The sequence below is a fragment of the Arthrobacter sp. FW306-06-A genome, assembly GCF_021870055.1.
GTDB lineage: Bacteria > Actinomycetota > Actinomycetes > Actinomycetales > Micrococcaceae > Arthrobacter.
In genome coordinates this window covers 3698583-3715376 of record NZ_CP084552.1, presented here as the reverse complement: position 1 = coordinate 3715376, position 16794 = coordinate 3698583, and the positions used below count along the sequence as shown (strand labels likewise).

At 67.0% G+C, this 16794-nt stretch carries 14 protein-coding genes; 10 read left to right on the top strand and 4 right to left on the bottom strand.

Annotation, left to right across the window (positions count from 1 at the left end; all coding sequences use genetic code 11):
- Positions 1-51 precede the first annotated feature (51 nt).
- The 4 genes from topA (at position 52) to proC (ending at position 5440) form a co-directional block, all read left to right on the top strand.
- Positions 52-2778 (top strand): type I DNA topoisomerase, encoded by a 2727-nt coding sequence (gene topA, locus LFT49_RS17380; RefSeq protein ID WP_237428914.1) that lies wholly within the window; start codon positions 52-54, stop codon positions 2776-2778.
- Between the two features lie 135 nt (positions 2779-2913).
- Positions 2914-3333 carry an SseB family protein gene (locus LFT49_RS17375; protein WP_236799567.1) on the top strand — a complete coding sequence of 140 codons (420 nt, stop codon included), beginning with the start codon at positions 2914-2916 and terminating at the stop codon, positions 3331-3333.
- A gap of 7 nt (positions 3334-3340) precedes the next feature.
- A complete protein-coding gene (locus tag LFT49_RS17370) occupies positions 3341-4330 on the top strand; it encodes a Ppx/GppA phosphatase family protein (protein WP_236799566.1) in 990 nt (329 codons plus the stop codon).
- A 276-nt stretch (positions 4331-4606) separates the two neighbouring features.
- Complete coding sequence (gene proC, locus LFT49_RS17365) at positions 4607-5440, top strand: pyrroline-5-carboxylate reductase (RefSeq protein WP_237428913.1); 834 nt, start codon at positions 4607-4609, stop codon at positions 5438-5440.
- Here the strand turns inward: proC and LFT49_RS17360 are convergent.
- Positions 5437-6123, bottom strand: a complete 687-nt coding sequence (locus LFT49_RS17360) for a potassium channel family protein (protein WP_142132679.1) — start codon at positions 6121-6123, stop codon at positions 5437-5439. The two genes, proC and LFT49_RS17360, sit on opposite strands and share 4 nt — an antisense overlap.
- Entirely contained in the window at positions 6116-7549 is a 1434-nt protein-coding gene (locus tag LFT49_RS17355) for a TrkH family potassium uptake protein (RefSeq protein WP_142132680.1), read from the bottom strand. The genes LFT49_RS17360 and LFT49_RS17355 overlap by 8 nt, the downstream gene beginning before the upstream one ends.
- 104 nt (positions 7550-7653) lie before the next feature.
- Here LFT49_RS17355 and LFT49_RS17350 point away from each other — a divergent pair, with 104 nt between their 5' ends.
- A complete protein-coding gene (locus LFT49_RS17350; protein WP_142132681.1) occupies positions 7654-8865 on the top strand; it encodes an acetoin utilization protein AcuC in 1212 nt (403 codons plus the stop codon).
- 66 nt (positions 8866-8931) lie between these two features.
- Positions 8932-9528 (top strand): ArsR/SmtB family transcription factor, encoded by a 597-nt coding sequence (locus LFT49_RS17345; RefSeq protein ID WP_236799563.1) that lies wholly within the window; start codon positions 8932-8934, stop codon positions 9526-9528.
- A gap of 4 nt (positions 9529-9532) precedes the next feature.
- On the opposite strand, the gene LFT49_RS17340 is transcribed toward LFT49_RS17345, so the two are convergent.
- Complete coding sequence (locus LFT49_RS17340; protein WP_142132683.1) at positions 9533-10870, bottom strand: alpha-hydroxy acid oxidase; 1338 nt, start codon at positions 10868-10870, stop codon at positions 9533-9535.
- A gap of 87 nt (positions 10871-10957) precedes the next feature.
- Positions 10958-11992: a LacI family DNA-binding transcriptional regulator gene (locus LFT49_RS17335; RefSeq protein ID WP_142132684.1), complete on the bottom strand. Its 1035-nt coding sequence runs from the start codon at positions 11990-11992 to the stop codon at positions 10958-10960.
- A gap of 348 nt (positions 11993-12340) precedes the next feature.
- On the opposite strand from LFT49_RS17335, the gene LFT49_RS17330 reads away from it, so the two are divergent.
- Genes LFT49_RS17330 through LFT49_RS17315 form a run of 4 tightly spaced genes read left to right on the top strand, consistent with a single transcriptional unit; the run spans position 12341 to position 16757 of the window.
- Complete coding sequence (locus tag LFT49_RS17330) at positions 12341-13780, top strand: Gfo/Idh/MocA family protein (protein ID WP_142132685.1); 1440 nt, start codon at positions 12341-12343, stop codon at positions 13778-13780.
- Between the two features lie 9 nt (positions 13781-13789).
- The gene (locus LFT49_RS17325; RefSeq protein ID WP_237428912.1) at positions 13790-14749 is read left to right on the top strand and encodes an NAD-dependent epimerase/dehydratase family protein; all 960 of its coding nucleotides are present in this window, start codon (positions 13790-13792) and stop codon (positions 14747-14749) included.
- The gene (locus LFT49_RS17320) at positions 14746-15651 is read left to right on the top strand and encodes a 5-dehydro-4-deoxyglucarate dehydratase (protein WP_237428911.1); all 906 of its coding nucleotides are present in this window, start codon (positions 14746-14748) and stop codon (positions 15649-15651) included. The genes LFT49_RS17325 and LFT49_RS17320 overlap by 4 nt, the downstream gene beginning before the upstream one ends.
- Positions 15651-16757, top strand: coding sequence for a mandelate racemase/muconate lactonizing enzyme family protein (locus LFT49_RS17315; protein WP_237428910.1), 1107 nt, complete (start codon positions 15651-15653; stop codon positions 16755-16757). The genes LFT49_RS17320 and LFT49_RS17315 overlap by 1 nt, the downstream gene beginning before the upstream one ends.
- The last annotated feature ends 37 nt before the right edge of the window (positions 16758-16794 follow it).

The window sequence follows — 16794 nt, the reverse complement described above, 5'->3', positions numbered from 1 at the left end:
TAGGCGAACATGGGCTCATCTGCCCCAGCAACCTTTTTCTGTAGGAGCACCGTGCCAAGCAAGGCCAAAACCGGCAAGAAACTCGTGATCGTGGAGTCTCCGGCCAAGAGCAAGACCATCGCCAAGTACCTGGGCGAGGGCTTCATCGTGGAGGCCTCCATCGGTCACATCCGGGACCTGCCGCAGCCGTCCGAACTGCCTGCAGAGCTGAAAAAGACCTCGGTGGGCAAGTTCGCCGTCGACATTGACCACGATTTCAAGCCCTACTACGTGGTGTCCCCGGACAAGAAGAAAAAGGTCACCGAGCTCAAGGCCGCCCTCAAGGACGCCGACGAACTTTATCTCGCAACAGATGGGGACCGCGAGGGCGAAGCCATCGCGTGGCACCTGCTGGAAGTGCTCAAGCCCAAGGTCCCGGTTTACCGGATGACGTTCGGCGAAATCACCAAGGAAGCCATCCAGCGTGCCATGGGCAACCTGCGCGACGTGGACCAGGACCTGGTGGACGCCCAGGAAACCCGCCGCGTCCTGGACCGCCTCTACGGTTACGAGATCTCGCCCGTGCTGTGGCGCAAGGTGGCCCGCGGCCTCTCCGCCGGGCGCGTGCAGTCCGTGGTCACCCGCATGGTGGTGGACCGCGAACGCGAGCGGATGGCGTTCAAGGCTGCCTCCTACTGGGACCTGACCGGCCAGTTCGGCGCGGAATCCGGCTCGTTCAAGGCCAAGCTTGCCGCCGTGGACGGCGCCAAGGTGGCGACGGGCCGCGACTTCAACGACAACGGTGAGCTCACCTCCCGGAACGTGGCCCACCTCAACGAGGAACTGGCAACGTCCCTGGCGGCCGGCCTGCAGAACGCGGACTTCCGTGTCCGCTCTGTGGACACCAAGCCGTACACGCGCCGTCCCGCTGCGCCGTTCACCACCTCCACGCTCCAGCAGGAGGCCGGCCGCAAGCTGCGCTTCTCCTCGAAGAGCACCATGCAGATCGCCCAGCGGCTGTATGAAAACGGCTACATCACTTATATGCGTACCGACTCCTCGGCGCTGAGCGACGAGGCCGTCACCGCCGCCCGCCGGCAGGCGTCCGAGCTGTACGGCCCGGAATACGTGCCGCAGTCCCCGCGCGTGTACTCGAACAAGGCTGCAAACGCGCAGGAAGCCCACGAGGCCATCCGTCCTGCCGGGGACTCCTTTCGCACGCCTGCCCAGGTGGCGAAACAGCTGTCCGGGGACGAGTTCCGCCTATACGAACTCATCTGGAAGCGCACCGTCGCCTCCCAGATGGGCGACGCCAAGGGTTCGACGGCCACCATCCGCCTGGGTGCCGTGTCCACCGACGGGCGGGACGCCGAGTTCTCCGCCTCCGGCACCGTGATCACGTTCCCCGGCTTCCTCGCCGCCTATGAGGAAGGCAAGGACGAGACCCGCGGCGACGACGACTCCGACGAAGCCCGCCGGCTGCCCAACGTGGCCAAGGACGACTCCCTCACCGCAACGGACATCCAGGCCGTGGGCCATGAGACCTCCCCGCCGCCGCGCTACACCGAAGCATCCCTCACCGCGGAACTGGAGAAGAAGGGCATCGGCCGCCCGTCCACCTACGCTTCCACCATCTCCACCATCCAGGACCGCGGCTACGTCCGGAAGCAGGGCTCGGCCCTGGTACCCAGCTGGATCGCCTTCTCGGTTATCCGCCTGCTGGAGCAGCACTTCTCCGACTACGTGGATTACGAGTTCACCGCCGACATGGAAGGCGACTTGGACAAGATCGCCAACGGACAGGAAGCCGGGGCCTCCTGGCTGCGGCACTTCTACTTCGGCGAGGATTCAGATCCGGGCCTGTTGAGCATCGTCAACAACCTGGGCGAGATCGACGCCAGGGAAATCAACTCGATCCCCATCACGGACGAGATCACGCTTCGGGTGGGCAAGTTCGGCCCGTACCTGGAAAGCTCGGCCGCCGTGGTGGACCCGAAGACCGGCGAGATCGTGGAATCGGCCCGCGCCAACGTTCCTGAGGACCTGGCGCCCGACGAGCTGACCGCTGCCAAGGCCATCGAGCTGATGGAGACGGCGGCGCCGGAGGAGCGCGTGCTCGGCACCGATCCGCACACGGGGCACACGGTGGTGGCCAAGAATGGCCGCTACGGCGCCTACGTCACCGAGATCATCCCCGAGATGACGGATGAGGAACTGGCCAAGCAGCCGGTGGAGTACTACAAGAATGGCAAGCCCAAGCCGCCCAAGAAGCCGGTCAAGGCCAAGCCGCGCACGGGCTCGCTGTTCAAGTCCATGACTGTCGAGTCCGTGACCCTGGACGAGGCACTGCAGCTCATGAGCCTTCCCCGTGCGCTGGGGGAGGACGCCGAAGGCAACCTCATCACGGTCCAGAACGGCCGGTTCGGCCCGTACCTGAAGAAGGGGACGGACTCCCGCTCCATAGGCTCTGAAGAGGAGATCTTCACCATCACCCTGGAGCAGGCCCTGGAGATCTACTCCCAGCCCAAGCAGCGTGGCGCCCGTGCCGCGGTGCCGCCGCTGGCCGAGTTCGGTCCGGACCCGGTGTCGGAAAAGAACATCGTGGTGAAGGAGGGCCGGTTCGGGCCCTACATCACCGACGGCATCACCAACATCACGGTTCCCCGCGCCACCTCCCTTGAGGAGCTCACGCGGGAGCAGGCAGTGGAGCTGCTGGCCGAGAAGCGCGCCAAGGGGCCGGTCAAGCGGACCGCCACCCGCAAGGCTCCGGCCAAGAAGAAGGCAACGGCGAAGAAGTAGCGCTGGGATCGCCGAGTTCGCCGGAACGGTGCGGTCTCGCTGGAAAGAACCGGCGAGACCGCATTCTTCCGGCGATTTCGCGTCAAGACAGCGACTCTGTTTGCGGTGCAGGGCACAACGTGATCGGCTAGTTGTATGACTGAACAGCAGGGAATCGACGACACCAATCCGCTCAACGACCTTGAGGAGAAGCTCTCCACTGGCGGGCAGCCTGACGCGAACCCCGTGGACGTCATCCTGTCGTTCCTCAACAGCGAGGTCTACATCATCAGCTCGGACACGGTGGAAGGCGTGGACTCCCAGGTGGAGCCGCTGGTCCTGGCCAACGCCGATGGCGACCCCGTCCTCGCCGTTTTTTCGCACCCCAGCAGGGTGGACCAGCAGTACCTGGAAGCGGCCCCGAACGTGCTGGGCACGCAGGGGGCAGCCATCATCGCCAACCTCGGCGATGAGCTGGGCATGGTGATCAACCCCGGAGCCGCCTACGGCTTTGAGATCAACCCCGAGGGCGTGGCCAACATCCGGCGCGACTTCAAGCGCGCTGACGAGCAATAATGTCCCCATGCGTCTAGGCGTCCTCGATATTGGTTCCAATACTGTCCACCTGCTCCTGGTGGATGCCCACCCCGGCGCGCAGCCGGTCCCGTTCGCATCGCACAAGCGGCCGCTGTCCCTGGTCCAGTACCTCGAACCGGACGGCAGCATCAGCGACGAAGGCCAGCACGAGCTGACCGAATTCGTCCTGGAAGCCTGGGAATTCGCTGCCCGGCACAAGGCCGAGGACCTGCTGGCGTTCTGTACGTCGGCCATCCGCGAGGCCACCAACGGCCCCGAGGTCCTGGCCCGGGTCAAGCACGAAACCACGGTGACCCTGCAGGAGCTCACGGGCAGCGAGGAAGCGTCCATGACGTTCTTCGCCGTCCGGCGCTGGCACGGGTGGGGTGCCGGCCCCATCCTGAACCTGGACATCGGCGGCGGTTCCTTCGAAATGGCCTTCGGCCAGGACGAATTGCCCGAGGTGGCCACCTCCGTGCCGCTGGGCGCCAGCAGGCTCACCAGGGACTGGCTTGCCGGCGACCCGCCGTCGGCAAAGAGCGTCAAGGAACTCCGCCGCTATATCAGGGCCACGCTCAAGCCAGCGGTCCGCGAGTTCGACGGCCTGGGCCGGGCAAACGTGGTGGCCGGTACGTCCAAGACCTTCCGTTCCCTGGCCCGGATCGCCGGTGCCGCCCCCAGCGCTGAAGGCCCCTACGTCAAACGCGAACTGCACGCCTCGGACCTGGGCATCTGGACCCAGCGGATCTCGGCCATGAGCTCGGAAGACAGGCTGCATCTTCCCGGCGTGTCCGAGGCACGGGCCCACCAGCTGCTTGCCGGCGCTTTGGTGGCTGAGGCCGCCCTGGAGATGTTCAAGTTCAAGAAGCTGCGCATCTGCCCGTGGGCCCTGCGTGAAGGGCTCATCCTGCGGCGCCTGGACCAGCTGGTGTTTTCCGGCCCGCTCCAGCCGGCGCCCCACGTGGCCGCCGCGCAATCGGTGGACGCACCCGTCTAAGCGGCGGGCGCCTTGCTGCCTCCCGCCGTCGTACTCCCCGGCGAAGCCCTGGCTGTTGAAAGCCCGCGGTTAAAAGCGGAAGCACCGGGGCGGGCAACAGGAAAATGGGGGAAAACCTGTTGCCACGCCGCCGGTGCCCTGGCAGGCATCCCCATGCCTGCCGCATCACTCGCACCCTCAATGAGGTAATAACTACGTTAGGACCGTAAGTTGTGTGCTGCCTGCGGTGAAGATGGGAGTTGCCTGTGAATGCCTGCCTCCTGCAATGATGGAGGCATGAGCAACCGAATCGCATTCCTTGGCTGTGGATCCATGAACGAAGCCATTCTTGGCGGCCTGCTGAAGGCAGGAACGGACCCCGGGGATGTGGTGGCCACCGTCCGCCGCGCTGAGCGCGCCTCGGAACTGGCCGAACGGTACCACGGCATCACTGCCATCGCGGGCGAGGAAGAGCCCGACAACAACAGGCAGGCCGCCAAGGGATCCGCCGTCGTCATCCTTGGCGTCAAGCCGGTGGGCACCGCGGACCTGGCCCGGGAGATCAGCCCCGCCCTGTCACCGGACACCGTGGTGGTCAGCGTGGCCGCGGCCGTGTCGATCGCCCAGCTTGAGGCCGCATTGCCGGCCGGGCAGCCGGTGATCCGGACCATGCCCAACACCCCGGCAAAGCTGGGCCGCGGCGTCGTCTCCGTGTCGCCGGGAACGCACTGCACCCCCGAGCAGCTTCAGTTGGTCAAGGACATCCTGAAGGGTGCCGGGACCGTCGTTGAGGTCCCTGAGGAGCAGGTGGATGCGCTCTCTGCCATCAGCGGATCCGGGCCGGCCTACGCCTTCTACCTTGCAGAAGCCATGGCCAACGCGGGCGAAAAGCTGGGCCTGGACCGTGAACTGTCCCTGCTGCTTGCGCGCGAAACGGTGGCTGGGGCAGGCCTCATGCTGGCCGAGCCCGGGGCAAACCCCGCAGCGTTGCGCAAGGCAGTCACCAGCCCCAACGGCACCACGGAACGCGCCATTGCCACCTTCGACGAACAGGGCATCCCGGCCATCATCGCCGCCGGCGCCAGGGCGGCCGCCGACCGCGCAGCCGAAATCACCAAGCAGCTCGGCTAGGGGCGCGCTGCGAACCTCTCCAGCAGGTCCACGTGGCCGGAAACGATCAGCATGTCCCGCGAGGACACCTTGGTCTCGGGCCGCGCATAGGTGAAGTCCTCACCCGGGGACTTCACACCCACAATGGTGACGCCGTACTTGGACCGGACCTTTGACTCGTCCAGGGTGAAACCCACGGTTTCGCGCGGCGGGTACATTTTGACGATGGCGAAGTCGTCGTCGAACTCGATGAAGTCCAGCATCCGGCCGGACACCAGGTGTGCGGCGCGCACACCGGCGTCAGCCTCCGGGTAGATGACGTGGTTGGCGCCGATCCGGGTCAGGATCTTGCCATGCGAGGGCGTGATGGCCTTGACCCAGAGGTGCTCGATGCCCAGGTCCACCAGGTTGACGGTGATCAGCACCGAGGACTCGATGGAGGTGCCCACGCCGACGACGGCGGAACTGAACTCCTGGGCGCCGAGCTGGCGCAGCGCATCGATATTGGTGGCGTCGGCCTCCACCACGTGGGTCAGGAGGGGTGCCCACTTCTGCACCAGGTTCCGGTCCCGCTCGATGGCCAGCACTTCCCGGCCCTGCTTGACCAGTTGCTCTGCGGTGGATGATCCGAAGCGGCCCAGCCCGATCACCAGGACCGGGGAGTTGTGGGCGGGGCGCCGGGGGGCGTCTGTGGAACTAGCCAATGATCGGCCTCTCTTCGGGGTAGTGGTACAACTGGCTGCGCTGGCGCAGGGCCAGCGCGGCGGCGAGTGTTACGGTGCCCACACGGCCTGCGAACATCAGCACCGTGAGGACGTAGACCCCGGCGGGCGGCACCTCGGCGCTCAGGTTGGTGCTGAGTCCCACCGTGGCGAACGCCGAGATGGTTTCGAACAATACGCGGTCCAGCGACTGGCCGCTGATGTGCAGCAGCAGGAACGCGGACACGGACACCAGGGTGGCGCCGGCAACGATCACGGAGATGGCCACGCGCATGCTGCCCTGCGGGATGGTCCGGCCGTACACCTTGACGTCGGCATCGCCCCGGGCCTCGGCGATGATGGCCAGGAACATCACCGCGATGGTGGTCACCTTGATGCCGCCGGCCGTCGACGCCGAACCGCCGCCGGCGAACATCAGGGCGTCGGTCAGCAGCATGGTGGTGGAGTCCATCTGGTTCTGGTCCACCAGGTTGAACCCCCCGGAGCGCATCATCACGGAGGCGAACAGCGCGTGCGTGATCTTGTCGCCCACGCCCATGGAACCGATGGTCCGGACGTTGTCCCACTCCATCAGTGCCCAGAGGAATGCCCCAGCCACCAGGAGGATCAGGGACACCTGGATGGTGAGCTTGGTGTGGAGGTTCCACTTCTTCCAGTTCAGGCCGTTCTGCTGCAGGACCATCACTACGGGGAACCCCAGGCTGCCCAGGAAGACCCCCACCATGAGGGGGATGAGGATCCACAGGTCCGTCTCATAGGGCACGATGCCGTCCGAGTGCGGGGTAAATCCGGCGTTGTTGAACGACGAAATGGAATAGAAGATGCCGTGCCAGACGGACTGCCAGAAGGGCTCGCCCAGGGTGAGGAACCGCGGGATCAGCGCCAGCGCCAGGATGCCCTCGATCACCACGGAGGTGGTGATGACGATCCGGAGCAGGGTACCCACCTCGCCCAGGCGCCCGGCGTTGTTCATGGACTCGGCGGCAATGATCTTGCCGCGCACACCCAGCCGCTTGCTCACCATCAGGGCCAGCAAGGACGCCAGCGTCAAGGTTCCCAGGCCGCCGATGAAGATGCCCACCAGGATCACCAGCTGCCCGAAGAAGGACCAGTGGACCGCCGTCGACACCACCGTGAGGCCTGTGACGCACACAGCCGAGACTGCGGTGAACAGGGCCTCGTCGAGGGGGGTGGGCGTTCCGTTGGCCGAAGACACCGGCAGGGACAGCAGGAAGGTGAATACGAGGCATACGGCGGCGAAGGCCGTCAGCGCCAGCCGTGCCGGGGTGGTGTTGGCGATGTCGTCAATGAAGTCGCGCAGCCGCGTCAGGATCCAGAGGCCCTCCCGCTCCTGTGCCGGGGGGTGCCAGATGGCCGGGGTCCGGGGCCTTGACTGGCTCTGCGTCATGTGTGGCTTTTCCTCGGTTGAAACGGCTTCCTTCAGTAGTAAACCACTAAAGCCGGCGTCCTGGCCGGGCGGACGGCAGGCTGGGCTCGGGTAGCCTGTGATTGATGACATACCTGCCCGGCCTCAGCCAACCCGCGCCGCCAACGGTGGTGGCGTGGAGTCCTGACATGACAGCCTACAACTTCGGCCCGGGCCACCCCATGGCGCCGGAGCGAATGGAGCTGACGGCCCGCCTGGCCCGGAGCCTCGGTATCTTCGACCTGGAGCATGTTGACGTGGCGGCACCTGAGGTGGCATCTGACGCGGAACTGGAGTCCGTCCATTCATCCGACTATGTGGCGGCAGTCCGCCGGGTCAGCGCGGACCCGTCCCGGCCGGACGAGTCCCGCGGGCTGGGAACCGAAGACGATCCGGCCTTTGCCGGCATGCATGAAGCCGCGGCGCGCCTTGCCGGAGGGTCCCTGCTCGCAGCGCAGCGGGTGCTGGAAGGTTCTGCCGTACATGCCGTGAACTTCGGCGGCGGCATGCACCATGCCGCCCGGGAGCGGGCCAGCGGGTTCTGCATCTACAACGACGCCGCCATTGCCGTGCAGAAGCTGCTCGACGGCGGCGTACGCAAAGTGGCGTACGTTGATGTGGACGCGCACCACGGCGACGGCACCCAGAACATTTTCTGGGACGACCCCCGGGTCCTTACCGTTTCGCTGCACGAGACCGGCCTCACGCTCTTTCCCGGAACAGGGTTCGCCAACGAAATCGGCGGCCCGGCAGCCGAGGGGACGGCGGTGAATGTCGCGCTGCCGGCCGGTACCTCCGACGCCGGATGGCTGCGCGCCTTCTACGCCGTGGTGCCGCAGTTGGTGGGCGCCTTCGAACCGGACGTGATCGTGAGCCAGCACGGCTGCGACTCCCACCGCAGCGACCCCCTCACGCACCTCAACCTGAGTGTGGACGGACAGCGCGAGGCAGCGAACGCCGTCGGGCATCTGGCCGAGCGGTACTGCGGCGGCCGCTGGATCGCCACCGGCGGCGGCGGGTACAACGTGCTGGACGTGGTGCCGCGGGCCTGGAGCCACCTGGTGGCCATCGCCGCGGGGCGGCCCGTGCCACTGCGGACGCCCGTGCCACAGGTCTGGCGGCAGTACGTGGCGGAGAAGTTCGGCAGGGAAGCGCCCGCCCTCATGGGGGATGACGTGGAGCTGTGGTGGCGTTCCTGGGAGGTGGGCTTCGACCCGAATGACGCGGTGGACCGCACGGTCATGGCCACCCGCAAGGCGGTGTTCCCGCTGCACGGCCTGGATCCCTGGTTCGACTAGCCGGCTCCACCAGCGGCAGCCGAAATAGTGATGCCTTTCGGCGTATATGTCGTTAGGGTGGGAGGCATGGTGACAGACGACGTATTTGCCGTCATTGCGGAATCCACGCGGCGGGACATCCTGGTGGCCCTCCGTGCAGGAGACAAAGCCGTGGGGGAACTGGTGGAGGAACTGGCGGCCAGCCAGCCCACCATTTCCAAGCACCTGAAAGTCCTCCGTGAAGCGCAGCTGGTCAGCATGCGCGCGCAGGGCCAGAAGCGGTACTACGCCTTGAACCGGGGTCCGCTGGAGGGCATCGCCACCTGGCTGGAAACGTTCGACGTCGGCACCCGCACCACAGCCGCCGCCGCACCAGCCGGCCAGGACCAGACAGTCCCCGCCCACCTGAGGGAGGGCGTCGCCGCTGTGGCGGCGTCGCTGCCGCCTGCCCCAAGGCCCCTGGAAACCGCGCAGCCGGCCGGGGAGGAAGCCCCGGCCCCTGTCCTGGTGCGGGAAGGCGCCGAGCTGAGCCCCGCCGTCGTGATTCCCGGCGGCACCACCGCGCCGCTGAGCGACGACAGCGTTCCGCAGCAAATCGGACGCACCGTTGGCCGCGCCGCCACCAAGGCGGCCGACCTGCTGGCGAATCTTCCCAACCTGCCCAAGTTTGGGCGTAAGAAGTAAGGAGCTACTGTCCCAACAGCCGCACGTGGTCCGGGGTGAGGTCGGAAACCCGGCTGACGCCCAGCAGGGCCATGGTGCGGACCATGTCCTTTTCGAGGATCTGCAGGGTGCGGTCCACACCGGCCCGGCCGCCCGCCATCAGGCCGTAAAGGTACGCGCGGCCGATCAGAGTGAAATCGGCGCCCAGGGCCAGCGCGGCCACAATGTCCGCGCCGCTCATGATGCCGGTGTCCAGGATGATGGCGGCATCGCTGTTGTCACTGGCGAAGGCCTGCTTGACCTCGGGCAGCAGGTGGAACGGGATGGGCGCGCGGTCCAGCTGGCGGCCGCCGTGGTTGGAGAGGATCACCCCGTCGGCGCCGTGGTCCACAACGCGGCGGGCGTCCTCCACGGTCTGGATGCCCTTGACCACCAGGTTGCCCTTCCACGTTTCGCGCAGCCAGTCCAGGTCCTCGAACGTGAGCGTGGGATCGAACATGGAATTGATCAGGTCCGCCACGGTGCCCGTATAGCGTGACAGCGAGGCGAAGGTGAGCGGCTCGTGGGTGAGGAAGTTGAACCACCAGGCCGGCCGGTAGGACGCGTCCAGGACGGTCTTGAGGGTCAGGGCCGGCGGGATGGTCATGCCGTTGCGGACGTCGCGGAGGCGGGCGCCGGCCACGGCGGTGTCCACGGTGACCATGAGGGTGTCGTTGCCGGCCTTGGCGGCGCGCTCGATGAGCTCCAGCGAGCGGTCCCGGTCCGTCCACAGGTACAGCTGGAACCAGTTGCGGCCGTTGGGGGCCGCCTCGGCGACGTCCTCCAGGGAGGCGGTGCCCATGGTGGAGAGGGTGTAGGGGATACCTGCGGCCTCCGCCGCCTGGGAGCCGGCATATTCACCCTCGGACTGCATCATCCGGGTGAAACCGGTGGGAGCGATGCCCACGGGCAGGCGTGAAGGCTTGCCCAGGATGTTGGTGCTGAGGTCGATGCTGGATACGTTCCGCAGGATGCCCGGCCGGAACTCGATGTCCAGGAACGCCTGCCGGGCGCGGCGGAGGGTGATTTCCGCTTCGGCTGCCCCGTCCGTGTAGTCGAAGGGCGCCTTGGGCGTGCGGCGCTTGGCGATGTCGCGGAGCTCCCAGATGGTGCTGGCCCGCTTCAGCCGGGCCTCCTTGCTGAACTCCGGCTTCTTGAACTGCATCAGCGGGGCCAGGTCGGAGTACTTGGGGACCCGCCGTTTCAGGGCTGGGGGCAGGGCGGACGACGACGGAGCCTTGGCAGGTGCCGGCGCTGCGGGGATGTCCGTGGCGTCCGGCGCCGGGGTGGCCTCCGGATTGTTGGGCTGGATGGTGTGCGTCATGGCTCCTCCTGTGGGGTTGGGTAGCTTCGGGTGGCGGCAGCAGCGGCCGTGCGGCCCGGCCGGACTGCGGCAGGCTGTCGTCCTGGGTCAGCCGTGGACCGTGCTGCGCGGTGCCTTGGCCGGTCCCGTGCTGGCCCTGACTTCCAGGCGGGGCTGGTAGCGGCTGCCGGAGGTTCCGTCGCCTTCCTGGCGGATCAGCGCCCTCAGTTGGTGCCATGCCTGCTCGCCCAGTTCGCTGATGGGGACGGCGCCGGTGGTGAGCGCCGGCGTCGTATACCTGGCGAAGGGGATGTCGTCGAAGCCGGTCACGGAGATGTCGCCGGGGACGTCCAGGCCCCGCTCGTGCAGGCCGCTCATCAAGCCCATCGCCACCAGGTCGTTGAAGGCCAGGATGCCGGTGGCTCCGCTGGCCAGGACGGCGTCCACCGCTTCATGGCCGGTGTCGAAGTCCGAGCCGCCCTCCAGCATGGTCACTTCAACCTCCGGGTGGGCGGCCTTGAAGGTTTCCAGGCCCCTGAGCCGCATCTCGTTGGAGGCACTGCGGGGCGGCCCTGCGAGGAACGCCAGGCGGGTGTGGCCCAGTTCCACCAGGTGCCCGGCGATGTCCTGCACGCCCTGGCCGTAGTCCACCACCAGGCTGGGCACGCCAGGGGTGGCCGTGGTGCGGTTGATCAACACCAGTGGGTGCAGGGAGGGGGCAATCTCTTCCAGTTCCGCATCCGACATGCGCGGGGCGCACAGGACCAGCCCGTCACACCGCCGGCGGGCTTCGCCGGCCAGGATGGACTCTTCGCTGGAGACTTCGAACGAGTCGGCGATAAGGACGCGGTAGCCGTCCTGGGCTGCCGCCCGGCTGAGGCCGCGGAGGATCTCCTGGAAGGTGGGGTTGGCCAGGTCCGGCACCACGATGCCGATGGTGTCCGTCTTGCCGAGCGCCAGGCTGCGTCCCACCGGGTTGGGCTGGTACTTCAGTTCCGCGGCGGCGGCACGGACCCTGGCGGCAATGTCCGGATCCACGGTGAAGTTCCCGTTCATGACGCGGGAGACGGTGGCATGGGAAACTCCCGCCTTCACGGCGACATCCGCGATGCCGATCCGGCCGCTTGCCGATTTCCTGGCCATGGGGGACCCCTTCTTTTACGCCGCCCGGCCGCGTCCTCCGGAACAGTCAGTGACCTGGAGGGCGCAGGCCGGAAGGCAGGTGCTTTGAAGGACAGCATATACGGCTTTGGGAAAGCGATTTCTTTCTTTTCCCGCTGTTTTCCCGACCCTTCGCGGAGCGACCCGAAGCTGTTGGCTAGAAAGCGCTTTCTTCCAATGCCCAAAGTGGTTGACGTACCCGCTGACGGATTGATACAACTGCTATAGCGATGTGAGAAAACGCTTTCTCATTTGGTGCCGCGGGCACCACGCCGAACGTCAACGGCCGCTCCCACGGCCGGGTATTGAGCTTTTCGAAAGGGACCCATCATGGTCAACACCGCCGAGACCACTTCGGCCGCAGCTGCCTCCCGGCCCGGCACCGCCGCCGGAACCGCCACCACCGCCGGGGACGGCCGGAAGGCCCGCATTGCCCTGATCGGCACCGGCGGGCGATCCGAGATGTACATCCGCGCCATTTTCGGCAAGCATGCGGACACCGCCGAACTGGTGGCATTCTCCGACGTGAACCCCGGGCGGGTGGAGTTCTACCAGAAGCTCATCCAGGAACTCGGCGCCCCGGGCCCGGTGGCCGCCTTCGAGCCCGGCGACCTCACCGCCTTCATCCAGGCCAACAACATCGACCGCATCATTGTCACCACGCCGGACTACACCCACGCCGACTACATCGTGGAGGGCCTGCGCGCCGGGGCTGACGTGGTGGTTGAAAAGCCCCTGACCATCGACGCCGAAAGCTGCCGCCGCATCGTCCAGGCCGTCCACGAGACCGGCCGGAACGTGGTGGTCACCTTCAACTACCGCTACTCGCCGCGCAACAGCGCCCTGAAGGAAATCATCCAGAGCGGAGTGATCGGCAAGGTCACCTCCGTCGACTTCAGCTGGGTCTTGGACACGGTCCACGGCGCCGACTATTTCCGCCGCTGGCACCGGGAGAAGAAGAACTCCGGCGGCCTGCTCATCCACAAGGCATCCCACCACTTCGACCTGGTGAACTGGTGGATCGATGATGTCCCGGAGCGGATCTTCGCCTCCGGCGGCCTCAAGTTCTACGGCGACAAGAACGCCGCCGAGCGCGGGCTGGGCCCACGCCCCGAGCGCGGAACGCCCGACGCCGATGCCCCCGCAGGCGACAAGGATCCCTTCGCACTGGACCTCAGGGAAGATGAGCGGCTCAAGGCCCTCTTCCTGGACAACGAACACTACGACGGCTACCGCCGCGACCAGGACGTCTTCACCAGCGGCATCACCATCGAGGACAACCTGGCCCTGGTGGTGGAGTACCAGGGCGGCCCGCGCCTGAGCTACTCCCTGAACGCGCACAGCCCTTGGGAGGGGTACCGGGTGGCGGTCAACGGCACCGAGGGCCGGGCCGAGCTCGAAGTGGTGGAACGCGCCGCCGTCCTGCACAGCACGGACCAGAAGACGGTGGTGGACCCCAGCGCCACACCGGTCGAGGAAGAGGACGCCGTACGCCGCAACGGCGAGCGCCTGGTGGTGCAGCGCCACTGGGAGGCTGCCTACGAGGTGCCCATCATCAATGGTGAGGGCGGCCATGGCGGCGGTGACGAGCTGCTGCTGTCCGACCTGTTCAACGGACCGGGCGAGGATCCGCTGGGCCGACCTTCCGGCTACCTGGACGGACTGCGTTCGGTGTCCGTGGGCATCGCCGGCAACCGCTCCCTCGAAACATCCCTGCCCGTGCGCGTCGAGGACCTGGACCTCGGCGTCGACCTTCGCCGCGGCAAGTAGGAAAAGGCCATGAGCAGGATATTTGTCACCGGCGGCTCGGGCCGCCTGGGCCGCAGCGTTGTGGCAGGGCTCGCCCAGGCCGGCCACGAGGTAGTCTCGGTGGACCGCGACGCCGTGCCCGCTGAACTGCTGCCGGCCGGCGTCGTCCAGGAAACCGCCGACCTGCTGGCCCCAGGTGAGGCGTTGCGCCTGATCGGGGCAGCAAAGCCCGACGCCGTCATCCACCTTGCAGCGATCGCCGTTCCGTTCAGCGCACCGGAGGACATCATCTTCGGCACGAACACCCGGCTCGCCTTCGCGGTGATCAGCGCGGCGACGGAGGTGGGGGTCCCCAAGATCGTCACGGCCAGCAGCCCCACCGTGCTCGGTTACGGATGCCCTGCAGGATGGCTGCCGCCGTCGTTCCCGCTGGACGAACGCACCCCGGCCAAGCCCTGGAACGCCTACGCCCTGTCCAAGCTCATCGCCGAACAGACCGTACAGATGTTTGCCGCAGCGCAGGGGGAGAGAATCCGGTATGCGGCCTTCCGGCCGTGCTTCGTGATCTCGCCCGAGGAATGGGAAGGCGCCCCCACGCAGCAGGGCCACACCCTCGCCGAGCGCCTGGCGGACCCTGCACTCTCCGCCCCGGCCCTGTTCAACTACGTGGATGCGCGGGACGTGGCGGACTTCCTGGACCTGCTGCTTCAGAAGATGGAAGACATCCCCAACGGGGAAACCTTTTTCGTGGGCGCGGCGGACGCACTTGCCACTGCACCCCTTGCGGAACTGATGCCGAAATTCCTGCCCGGAAGCGAAGCACTCAGCGCCGGCCTCACCGGCACCAGCCCCGCATTCTCCATCGCCAAAGCCCAGGAACTGCTCGGCTGGCAACCCAAGCGCACGTGGCGCACCGAACTCAAACCCACCCTCAACGACGAGGCCTCCACGCTGGTCACTGCCGGCGGCGGAGCCAAGGAGACATCATGAAATTCGACGGCGTTCTCTTCTTCCCCGTCACCCCGTTCACGGCCGAAGGTGCCGTTGACGTGGAGCTGCTCAAGGAGCACATCGGCTCCCGGCTGCCTTTTGGGCCCGGCGGCGTGTTTCCCGCCTGCGGCACAGGTGAATTCCACGCCTTGAGCATTGACGAGGTCCGCACCGTGGTGGCGGCCGCCGTCGAAGTCGTCGCGGGCAAGGTTCCCGTGGTGGCCGGTGCGGGCGGGCCCTTGGGCCACGCGCTCGCTGCCGCCCGTGCCGCTGAGGAGGCGGGCGCAGACGCCCTCCTGGTCCTCCCGCCCTACCTGGTCACGGGCCCGACGGACGGCCTGGTGGCCTACATTGAGGCTGTGGCCAACGCCAGCAGCCTGCCGGTCATCGTGTACCACCGCGGCAACGCGAAGTTCACCGCCGCGTCCATGGCCGAACTTGCCGCCAATCCAAAGATCATCGGCTTCAAGGACGGCCTGGGCGACGTGGGCCTGGCCCAGGAGATCGTGACCGCCGTCCGCGCCACCGGCCGGACAGACTTCGCCTTCTTCAATGGCCTGCTCACCGCCGAACTGACCCAGGGCGCCTACCGCGGCCTGGGCATCCCGCTCTACTCCTCCGCAGCCTTCGCCATGGCCCCGGAGATCGCCAAGGCCTACTACGATGCCTACGTTTCAGGCGACGAGGACCGGCGCAGCGCCCTGCTCGAGGGTTTCTACGCACCCCTGGTCCGCCTGCGCGACCAGACCCCGGGGTTCGGCGTTTCCCTAATCAAGGCGGGACTGCGGTTGGCCGGGCTGCCCGTCGGTTCGGTGCGCCCGCCGCTGGTGGACCCCACGGAGGAACAGCTGGTGGAGCTCAAGGCCATCCTGGCCAAGGGCCACGAGCTGGCCGGCAGCTGATGACGGCGCCTACGGCCGAATCCGTCCGCACCGTTCCCCGCATCACCGGGCTGGCCACGCGGCTCCTCACCGTTCCGCTGCGGCGGCACTGGGGTACGGAGGCGCCGGAGAACCACGTGATCGCCACCGAGCTTTCCACGGACGACGGCGGCACGGGCTTTGGCTTTTCCTGGACACCCACCATCGGTCCCCAGGCAGTCAAGGCGCTGCTTGATTACGACATCGCACCTTTCATCACCGGCCTGCCGGCCTCGCCCGAGGCCGTGTGGGACGCGGTGTGGAAGCGCCTGCACGAAGCCGGTGGCGGCGGGCTCACCACCATTGCCATGGCCGGGGTGGACCTCGCGCTGTGGGACCTGCAGGCGCGCCGTGCCGGAACATCGGTCACCGGTTTGCTGGGCCAGCGCCAGGACTCCGCCGAGGTCTACGGCTCCGGGGTGAACCTGCACTACACCCTGGACGAGCTGGTGGCGCAGGCCGAACGCTGGGTCGCCGCGGGCCACCAGGCGGTCAAGATCAAGGTAGGCAAACCGGACATCCGCGAGGACGTCGAACGCCTTGCCGCAGTGCGCTCCGTCCTGGGCCCGGAGCGCAGGCTCATGATCGATGCCAACCAACGGTGGGACCTGCCCACCACCTTGCGCGCCCTGGATGTCCTGGCCGAATTCGGGCTGGAGTGGCTGGAGGAGCCCATCCGCGCGGACGACCTCTGGGCCTACCGGCGGCTGCGGAAACATTCACCGGTACCCATCGCCCTCGGCGAAAACCTGCACACCATCTACCGGTTCCGCGATTTCATTGAGGCGGAAGCGGTGGACATCATCCAGCCCAACATCATCCGGGTAGGCGGGATCACCCCGTTCCGGCGGATCGTGGAGCTGGCACGGACCCACAGCATCAAGGTGATGCCGCACCTGCTGCCGGAACTGTCCGGACAGCTGGCCCTCACCATGGCGGAGCCCACCCTGGTGGAGGACGTCGAAGATGCGTCCTTCGAACAGCTGGGCATCCTCGACGAACCATCGCCGGTGCGGTTCAGGAACAGCCGGGTGACGCTCGCGGACCATGCCGGGCTGGGTTTCCGCTTCAAGGACAGGCTGCAATGATGAATTTCCAGACGACCTCTATTGGATGAACAGGTTC